The organism is Flavobacterium sp. CR10, assembly GCF_055814415.1.
Genome location: NZ_CP185985.1, coordinates 955,330 through 964,614, shown reverse-complemented (window position 1 = coordinate 964,614; position 9,285 = coordinate 955,330). Strand labels below are relative to the sequence as shown.

Sequence of the window (9,285 nt, the reverse complement as noted above, 5' to 3'; positions counted from 1 at the left end):
ATTATTACAATGAAAAAGTTTATTTTATCCTTAGTACTCATGGCTGTAACAACAAGTTACAGCCAAGAGTTAAACCTACCAGTATTTACCCAGTATTTAGCTGATAACCCATTTATTATTTCTCCTGCTTATGCTGGTATTGGAGATAATCTACGTATAAGAGCCAATGGTTTAACACAGTGGGTCGGAATTAAAGATGCCCCAGACAACCAATCATTGTACGCTGATTTTCGTGTTCTGGATCGTTCGGGAGTTGGTATTTCATTGTATAATGATAGTAACGGTAATACAAGACAAACGGGGGCAAAAGTCTCTTTTGCGCACCACTTGATTTTAGATTATCGTTCTGAACAGTACTTGTCTTTTGGTTTATCGTACAACTTTAATAGTTTTCGTTTAGAAACAGGTAATTTTGTTGGAGACGTAAATGGTCCTGTAGGAGCCATAGATCCTTCGATAACGGATAATCGCCACACATCAAACAATAACTTTGATATTAGTGCCCTGTATCGTAATAGAGGTTTCTATTTCAGTTTTAATGCTAATAACGTTTTAAAGAAAAACTTGACCAAGGAAAGAACAGACGAGCCAGATTTGCTTTCTAACTTTCAGGTATACTCAGGATTCACTTTTAGAGATGGAGAAAACAGACGAATCGAATATGAACCGTCAGTTTTTTTACAGTACTATGCGAGTGACCAACGTTCTACAACCGATTTTAACTTCAAATACAGACGATACAATCGTTACGAAGATTACTATTGGATTGGAGTTTCATACCGTTTTTTAAATGACCAATTCCCAAAACCTTTGGCAATGGGGCCAATGGCTGGTTTTATGAAATCTAAATTCTATTTTGCATACTCTTACCAGTTGATGTTTAATGGTCTTGGAACTTATAATTCGGGAACGCACTCAATCACAATCGGATTCGATTTCTTGCAATCTATCAGTAACTGCCCTTGTACACAAAGTCCGGTTCACGATTAATCAAGTAATTTTTATCATCTTTAAGAATTATTTTGTTTGTTTTCATAATTTACAACGTTTTCGTTTTTATTAATGGATTATTTTTGCTTTTTTGAAATTTAGACTTCGTTAAAAGTCCTATATTTGTTATTCTTTCAAAAAATTAAAAAAATTAGCAGATGAAAACTTTAAACGATTTCGATTTTAAAAATAAAAAAGCAATTATCCGTGTTGACTTCAACGTGCCGTTGGATGAGAATTTTAATGTAACTGATACAACACGTATTGAAGCAGCAAAACCAACAATTGATGCTATTTTAGCTCAAGGGGGAAGTGTGATTTTAATGTCGCACTTAGGAAGACCAAAAGGAGCAGAAGAGAAATACTCTCTAAAACATATTCTAAAAACAGCTTCTGAAATTTTAGGAGTTCAAGTAAAATTTGCTGAAAACTGTGTGGGTGAGCCAGCTCAAAAAGCAGCAAAAGATTTAAAACCAGGCGAAGTTCTTTTATTAGAAAATTTACGTTTTCATGCTGAAGAAGAAGCTGGAGATGTATCTTTCGCTAAAGAATTAGCTTCTCTTGGAAATATCTATGTAAACGATGCATTTGGTACAGCTCACAGAGCACACGCATCTACTACAATTATTGCACAATTTTTTCCAAACGATAAATGTTTCGGAACATTATTGGCAAAAGAAATTGACAGTTTAAATAAAGTTCTTAAAAACAGTGAAAAACCTGTAACTGCTGTTCTTGGAGGTTCTAAAGTTTCTTCTAAAATCACCGTAATCGAAAATATCTTAGATAAAGTAGATCACATGATTATTGGAGGAGGAATGACTTTTACTTTCATTAAAGCTCAAGGAGGAAAAATCGGTGAGTCTATCTGCGAAGATGACAAATTAGATTTGGCTCTTGAAATTTTAAGATTAGCTAAAGAAAAAGGCGTTCAGGTTCATATTCCTGTTGATGTTATTGCAGCAGACGATTTCTCAAACAATGCAAATACTCAGGTTGTAGATGTAACTGCAATTCCTGACGGATGGCAAGGTTTAGATGCAGGTCCAAAATCTTTAGAGAACTTCAAGAAAGTTATTTTAGAGTCAAAAACAATTCTTTGGAATGGTCCATTGGGAGTTTTTGAAATGGAAACTTTCTCTAAAGGTACAATTGCATTAGGAGATTATATCGCAGAAGCTACAGCAAATGGAGCATTTTCATTAGTTGGTGGTGGAGATTCTGTTGCAGCAGTAAAACAGTTCGGATTTGAAGACAAAATGAGCTATGTTTCTACTGGTGGTGGAGCAATGCTAGAAATGTTAGAAGGAAGAATTTTACCTGGAATCGCTGCGATTTTAGACTAAAAAATCACAATTAACATTTTTTTAAACAGTTTTCTTCAATAAAGGGCTTAGATTTGCAAAAATACAACTCTTGTAATTGTTTGAATTACAGAATTTTAAAATAATGTTATATGATTGTAAAAAAATTATCATTAGTGGTTTCGGCTTTCTTTTCGTTAGCTGTCTGTGCGCAAGAAACTGCAAAGGCAGATATAGAACTGAAACCAGAGGTTAAGCTTTCATATTTAGATTCTATTAAAAGTACATTCAAAAAAAACGATCTTGCTGCAAAAGTAGATAGTCTATGGATGAACGAATTAGTAAGTCTGGATATTTATGATGATCTAACCAAAGACATTCAAACCATTAACAAAGATGTTACTGTTGATGAAGAACTTCCAACCGAATTGCTAAAACAGCGTTTGGCAGCGATGAATCAGAAATCACCTTTTGAGATACAATACAATCAAGGTTTAGAAAATATAATAAAGTCATTTCTCAAGAACCGTAAAAAATCGTTTTCTCGATTAATGGCTTTATCAGAATATTATTTCCCAATCTTCGAGGATGCTTTTGCCAAACAAAACGTTCCTCTGGAAATAAAATATTTAGCCGTTGTAGAATCTGCTTTAAATCCTAAAGCAGTTTCTAAAATGGGCGCTACGGGACTTTGGCAGTTTATGTACGGAACCGGAAAACAATATGCTCTTAAAATCGATTCTTATATCGACGAAAGAAGCGACCCTCTTAAAGCTACAGCCGCAGCGTCTGAATACATGACCAAAATGTTTAATATTTTTGGCGACTGGGAACTGGTTTTAGCATCTTACAACTCGGGTCCAGGAAATGTTACCAAAGCTATTCGTCGCTCTGGCGGAAAAACAAAATACTGGGACATTCGCAATTATCTTCCAAAAGAAACTCAAGGTTACGTTCCTGCTTTCTTAGCAACAATGTACCTTTTTGAATACCACAAAGAACACGGAATTAACCCAGAAAGAGCTGTAGTTAAAAACTTTGAAACAGATACTGTTGCTGTCAAAAATCAAATGTCTTTCAAACAGATTGCCGATTTACTAGACATGCCACAATCTCAGATTCAACTTTTAAATCCGTCGTATAAAATGGGAGTTGTACCTTTTTACCAAGGAGAACAGCATTTTATTAGACTTCCAAAAGATAAAGTAGCAACATTTGTTTCCAATGAAGAGCAGATTTATGCTTATGTAAAACATGATACAGAGTTTAGAACCACTTCATCTCGATTGGCAGTTAAATATGCGCCAAAAGCAAAACCAGCAACTGTAAAACCAGCGCCGGTTGATAATGGAGATTTTGAATTTTATAAAGTTAGAAAAGGAGATAATTTAGGTGCAATCGCGGCAAAATATGATGTAAGTATTTCAGATATTAAAAAATGGAATAACTTAAAAACAAATGCTGTAGCAATTGGAAGAAGCCTGAAAATTAAAGCAGAAGAAGAGGCTCCTGTTAAAACTCTTCCTGCTGCTGTAGACAAAGAACAAGCAATTGCATCTGCAGAAAATAAAGAGAAAACAGCCGTAGATATGGACTATGTTGTAGTGGCTGGTGATAATTTAGGCAGCATTGCAAAGAAATTCGGTACGACTATTGCGGAGTTAAAAGAACTTAATAATTTAACTTCAAATAACATTGGTTTAGGAAAAACATTGATTATTTCTAAAGCAGCAATAGTTATAGAAGAGCCGACTTCAACAGCAATTGCATCAAACTCGGTTGATACATTCAAGAAAAAAGCACCTTCTAAAAACGTTAGCGAAGATTATTACGTTAAAAAAGGAGATTCTTTATACAGCATTTCTAAAAAATATCCTGGAGTAACAATTTCAGATATTAAAAAATGGAATGGTATTAAAGATGAAGATATTAAACCGGGAATGAAACTTAAAATAAACGGATAATAGAAAAATCTTATTAAATTTGGGTTTTATTTCATAAATTAAAAAAATGAATAAAACCCATTTTTTATTGCTACTAATTCCATTTTTCCTGACTTCTTGTTTCAAAAGTGAAAAGCAAAGCGAAACGGTTTCTGGAAAAACGAATACCATTTCGGTCATAATTGACGATCAATTGTGGTATGGAGAAGTAGGCGATAGCATTAGAAATAAATTTGCCTCTCCCGTTCTTGGACTTACCCAAGAAGAGCCGCTTTTTACCATAAATCAATATCCTGCCAGATTGCTTGAAGGTTTTGTGACTGATAGCCGAAGCATTATTGTGGTCAAAAAAGCTCCTACGGATAAATTCGAAATCATTCGAAGCAAAACATTACCTCACAATACTTTTCGCATTTACGGAAAATCGGTAGACGATATTATTTGTAGTATTGAGTTAAACGCGCCGCAAATAATTAAAATTATTCATGACGCTGAAATTGAGAAAATTCAGGACGACAACAGTACCTCACTGTTAAATAAAGCGATCATAAAAAATAAATTTCATATTAATATTCAGATTCCAACAGGATATGAATACATGTTGCATAAAAAGAAATTCATCTGGCTTAAGAAAGAAATTATAAGCGGCAATACTAGTTTATTAATTTACCAGATTCCGCTTTATAATTTCAAGAAGAAAAAAGATGTTGTCAATGCAATTGTCAAAATGCGGGATTCGATTGGGAAATATATACAAGGTCGTGAACCTAACACCCAAATGATTACCAGTGAAGCATACGCACCCTATTTTTCAAAAGTAACTTTAGACAATAAAAATGCATTCGAAACAAAAGGAACGTGGGAATTGAAAAATGATTTCATGACCGGGCCTTTTATCAACTATGCTATTATTGATGAAACCTTTAACCGTGTTTTGGTTATCGAAGGATTCTCATATTCACCCTCACATCAAGAACGAGATTTAATGCTAGAACTCGAAGCAATCATAAAAACCGTGAGAATCGACAAACGATAAGAGGTTTTTGTTTCAAGTTGGAGGTTTCAGGTTCTATGTTTCAAGTTTGAAGTTTCAAAATCTCACGATTATAGGTCTACATTTCTTAGAGAACTTCACCTTCTCAATATGACTTAGTGTCCTTTGCGTAAAACCTTTGCGAACTTTGCGGTTAAAAATCCAAAGTATATCAACTTGAAACATGAAACAAAATAAAACAAGCAAAATTTTTCGTACTTTTATTCATAACAAACATAAAAACAAATAGTTATGAAAAAATTAACCGCAACCTTAGCAATTATAACCCTGTGTTTTATTTCTTGTAAAAAAGAAGTGAAGGAAGAATCGACAACTCCAGCAGCGACAGATTCTGTTAAAACCGAAGAACCTGTTGCCGAAGCACCATTAGATTCTGCGGCGCAGATGAAAGCATGGCAGGAATATGCAACGCCAGGAAATCCGCATAAAATACTGGCTGATGAAGTTGGAACATGGAATTGCGATATGACATTCTGGTCTGATGCCAATGCAAAACCCGAAAAAGAAACTTCTGTAGCAGAGATCAAAATGGTCTTAGGCGGTCGCTTTCAAGAAGCAACGTATAAAGGAACGATGATGGGACAACCATTTGAAGGCAAAGGAACAGTAGGTTATAATAATGCTAGCAAAGAATATATCTCCACATTTATTGATAATATGGGAACGGGAATGATGACCAGTACAGGAAAGTATAACGAAAGTACTAAGAGCATAGAATATTTTGGAGAAATGGCTGATCCTGTAACTGCTAAAAACATCAAGTATAGAGAAGTTTATACCATTGTAGATGCTAAAACCCGAAAAATGGAAATGTACGATACAAAAAACGGAACCGAATATAAAAGTATGGAAATTATTATGACCAAAAAGTAACTTCTTAGGTACAAAGTAACATAGGTACAAAGGCACAAAGCGATAAACTTTGTGCCTTTGTCATTTCAATAAAAACTTTAGCGAAGCTAAAAAAATACTATAACTTAGCGTCTTCGTGCCTTCGTGGCAAAAAAAAGCGGAAATGGAATTAAAATGGAAAATAAAGCCTTTTGAGGCATTAACTGTTCATGAGTTATATGATTTACTCAAACTAAGAAGTGAAATCTTTGTAGTAGAGCAAAATTGCGTTTATTTGGATCTTGATGGTAAGGACAAAAAGGCGTTGCACTTATTAGGAGAGTTCGAAGGCAAAATTGTAGCTTATTCGCGCTTATTTGATGCTGGAATTAGTTTTGATAATGCTTCAATCGGAAGAGTTACTGTAGATGCCAATTACAGAGATAGAAAATGGGGACATGAATTAATGCGTGAAGCAATAGCTGGAATTAAATCCAATTTTGGAAAAGATAAAATTACAATTGGCGCGCAATTGTATTTAAAGAAATTCTACGAAAGCCACGGTTTTGTGCAAACCAGCGAAATGTATTTAGAAGATGATATTCCGCACATAGAAATGGTGAGAGAATAATTAAAAAGGAAGTAAATCTGAAAGGATTTTTAGTGCGTTCCAATAGGTGAAATCTTAGAATCTTAGCAGCTTAGTATCTTAGAAAAACTAAATTTTCGTAATCACAAATTCTACCCGGCGATCATAATTATCACCTCTGCCTAAAGGATATCGATTGCCGCATCCAATATAGGTCATGCGGCTTTTGGATATTTTTTTTGAGATTAAATAATGGAAAACAGTTTTGGCGCGATTCCAGGAAAGTCTTCTTTCTTTGGTATCTTTATCAATTCCGTCGCTGTAAATTTCTGGAGTGCAGCAGACGTGCCCTCTGATTTCAAAATTCAGGCTTCTGTGATTTTGAAGAATGATTGCAATTTTATCCAATTCTTTTTTAGAATTGCTGGTTAGTTTCGCACTTCCAATTTCGAATAAAATGGACTCTAAATATACTTTATCGCCCACTTTTAAATTGTCTTTGAAAGAAGTATAAACGCCTTTGCCGAAACTATTTTTCTTAACAACAATTAAGTCAACCCGCCGATTTCGCAAACGTGTCTCGTATAGATTCTCTACCGTATCTGGTTTTACGACAACACGCCCTTTTCCCTCAAGAATGACAATTTTACTCTGATTGAATCCTTTATTAATCAAAAGATTCTGAATCGTATTGGCTCGATTATTTGACAATCTAAAGTTATACTCATCATTTCCGCGATCATCACAATAGCCATAAATCTGTATAGACTCAACTTTTGATGTGTCTATATTTTTTATAAAGTTTGAAACAACAGTAATTTGTTTATCTGTCAGATCATACCTGTCAAATTCAAAATAAATAGTTTCAACAGGTTTTTGCTGTGCCGTTACTGTATAAAATGAAAAAAGAGTCAGGGCTAGAGTTATCTTCATTCACTACATTTTTAAAATCGTCTTATATTCTGTTGGGTTATTTAATACACTAACTGCTCTTTTAATTTCTGAATTGTTTTTTAAATAATACTGATACAAACCTTCTTGATATTGATATCTTTTAATCAATTCTTCCAAAATCATGTTTTTGATTTCTTTTTGGTTTTTGTCCAGTAAGGTAGTTTCGCTTTTTTCTAAAGCATTCAACAATTGCTGATATTCGGCAGTAATGGTCTCATCTATTTTTTCTTTTTTAGCTGCAGCTAAAGTATTTTTCAAAGCCACTTCAGTATCTGTGTCAAAAGTGATTTTATTCGTTTTCAGATATTGTTTGAAAGCGGTGTAATCTGCATCTGTCAAAGTTGGAATCTTATCTCCTAAATTTGGATTTTTGTAATAATATGTTGTAGCATAATCAAATACACCATCGTTCTTAATTAAAGCTGTTGCAATGGCACTGGTTTTTGCTTCTTCCAATTCGATATCTGGTAAAACTCCTCCACCATCATAAACCGTTCTTCCTTTTCTGGTTTTGAAGGCATTATAATTTTTGGCATCTGTTTTTTGAGCCACGCCATTTTTATCTTTATGCGAATAGTCCAAAGCCTGAATACATCTTCCAGAAGGCGTATAATATCTAGAAATGGTTACTTTCAGCTGAGTTCCGTATGTTAAATCAACCGAACGCTGCACTAAACCTTTTCCGAAACTTCTGCTTCCTAAAATAACGGCACGGTCTAAATCCTGCAAAGCACCAGAAACAATTTCAGAAGCCGAAGCACTTCTTCCGTTTACTAAAATGGCTAACGGAATTTCAGTATCAACCGGTTCTTTTTGCGTTTTATAAGTATTGTTATGTTTCTCAATTCGTGATTTAGTGGTTACAATTACTTCATTCTTTGGAACAAACAAATTGCAGATATCAATCGCTTCATTCAATAAACCACCTGGATTGCCTCTTAAATCCAAAACAATCTGTTTAGCTCCATCAGCTTTTAATTTTTCAAGAGCGTCTTTTACTTCTGCAGAAGCTTTTCTGCTAAAATGCGCTAAAACAATATATCCTGTTTTGTCATCAATTTTTCCATAAAAAGGAACCGATTTAATATCAACTTCATCCAAAACCAAAACCGTAGTATTTGGTTTTCCTTGACGAAGGTATTTGATATTGATTTTAGTGTTTTTTGTTCCCTTCAATAATTGCGAAGCATCATCCTTGAAATCGGCAATCAAAACATCACCAATTTGGATAATTTCGTCACCAGCTTTTAATCCCGCTTTATCTGCAGGATAATTTTTATAAGGTTCGCGTACAATGAGACGATCGTTTTTTCTAGAAATCAAAGCGCCAATTCCAGTATATTCTCCAGTATTATTGATTTTAAAATTTACAACATCTTGCTCGTTAAAATAAACTGTGTATGGGTCTAAACTTCCCAACATGCTTTTAATGGCTTTGTCCATCAAATCTCCTGGATTGGTTTCGTCGACATAATTGGTATTTACAGCTTTAAACAAAGTCGTAAAAATCTCGATCTGTTTGGCAATTTCAAAAAAGTCTTCTCTAAAACTGGTTCCAACAAACAACATTCCCGCCGCAGCGACTGGTATAATAAATTTCTTCTTGAAATACGGATACAT

At 34.3% G+C, this 9,285-nt stretch carries 8 protein-coding genes; 6 read left to right on the top strand and 2 right to left on the bottom strand.

The window, feature by feature from the left end; genetic code table 11:
* Positions 1 to 9: 9 nt before the first annotated feature.
* The 6 genes from ACNRYB_RS04490 to ACNRYB_RS04465 all read left to right on the top strand — a co-directional run bounded on the left by ACNRYB_RS04490 (position 10) and on the right by ACNRYB_RS04465 (position 6,753).
* Positions 10 to 990, top strand: coding sequence for a PorP/SprF family type IX secretion system membrane protein (locus tag ACNRYB_RS04490; protein ID WP_473729359.1), 981 nt, complete (start codon positions 10 to 12; stop codon positions 988 to 990).
* Positions 991 to 1,148: 158 nt separating this feature from the next.
* The gene (locus ACNRYB_RS04485; RefSeq protein WP_473729358.1) at positions 1,149 to 2,336 is read left to right on the top strand and encodes a phosphoglycerate kinase; all 1,188 of its coding nucleotides are present in this window, start codon (positions 1,149 to 1,151) and stop codon (positions 2,334 to 2,336) included.
* 110 nt (positions 2,337 to 2,446) lie between these two features.
* Positions 2,447 to 4,258, top strand: a complete 1,812-nt coding sequence (locus tag ACNRYB_RS04480) for a LysM peptidoglycan-binding domain-containing protein (protein ID WP_129747770.1) — start codon at positions 2,447 to 2,449, stop codon at positions 4,256 to 4,258.
* A gap of 46 nt (positions 4,259 to 4,304) precedes the next feature.
* A complete protein-coding gene (locus ACNRYB_RS04475; protein ID WP_129747771.1) occupies positions 4,305 to 5,273 on the top strand; it encodes a DUF4837 family protein in 969 nt (322 codons plus the stop codon).
* A 249-nt stretch (positions 5,274 to 5,522) separates the two neighbouring features.
* Positions 5,523 to 6,164 carry a DUF1579 domain-containing protein gene (locus tag ACNRYB_RS04470; protein WP_473729357.1) on the top strand — a complete coding sequence of 214 codons (642 nt, stop codon included), beginning with the start codon at positions 5,523 to 5,525 and terminating at the stop codon, positions 6,162 to 6,164.
* A gap of 142 nt (positions 6,165 to 6,306) precedes the next feature.
* Positions 6,307 to 6,753 carry a GNAT family N-acetyltransferase gene (locus tag ACNRYB_RS04465; protein ID WP_129747773.1) on the top strand — a complete coding sequence of 149 codons (447 nt, stop codon included), beginning with the start codon at positions 6,307 to 6,309 and terminating at the stop codon, positions 6,751 to 6,753.
* 87 nt (positions 6,754 to 6,840) lie between these two features.
* Here the strand turns inward: ACNRYB_RS04465 and ACNRYB_RS04460 are convergent, their stop codons facing one another.
* A complete protein-coding gene (locus ACNRYB_RS04460; RefSeq protein WP_129747774.1) occupies positions 6,841 to 7,644 on the bottom strand; it encodes an OmpA family protein in 804 nt (267 codons plus the stop codon).
* Positions 7,645 to 7,647: 3 nt separating this feature from the next.
* Complete coding sequence (locus tag ACNRYB_RS04455) at positions 7,648 to 9,285, bottom strand: S41 family peptidase (protein ID WP_129747775.1); 1,638 nt, start codon at positions 9,283 to 9,285, stop codon at positions 7,648 to 7,650.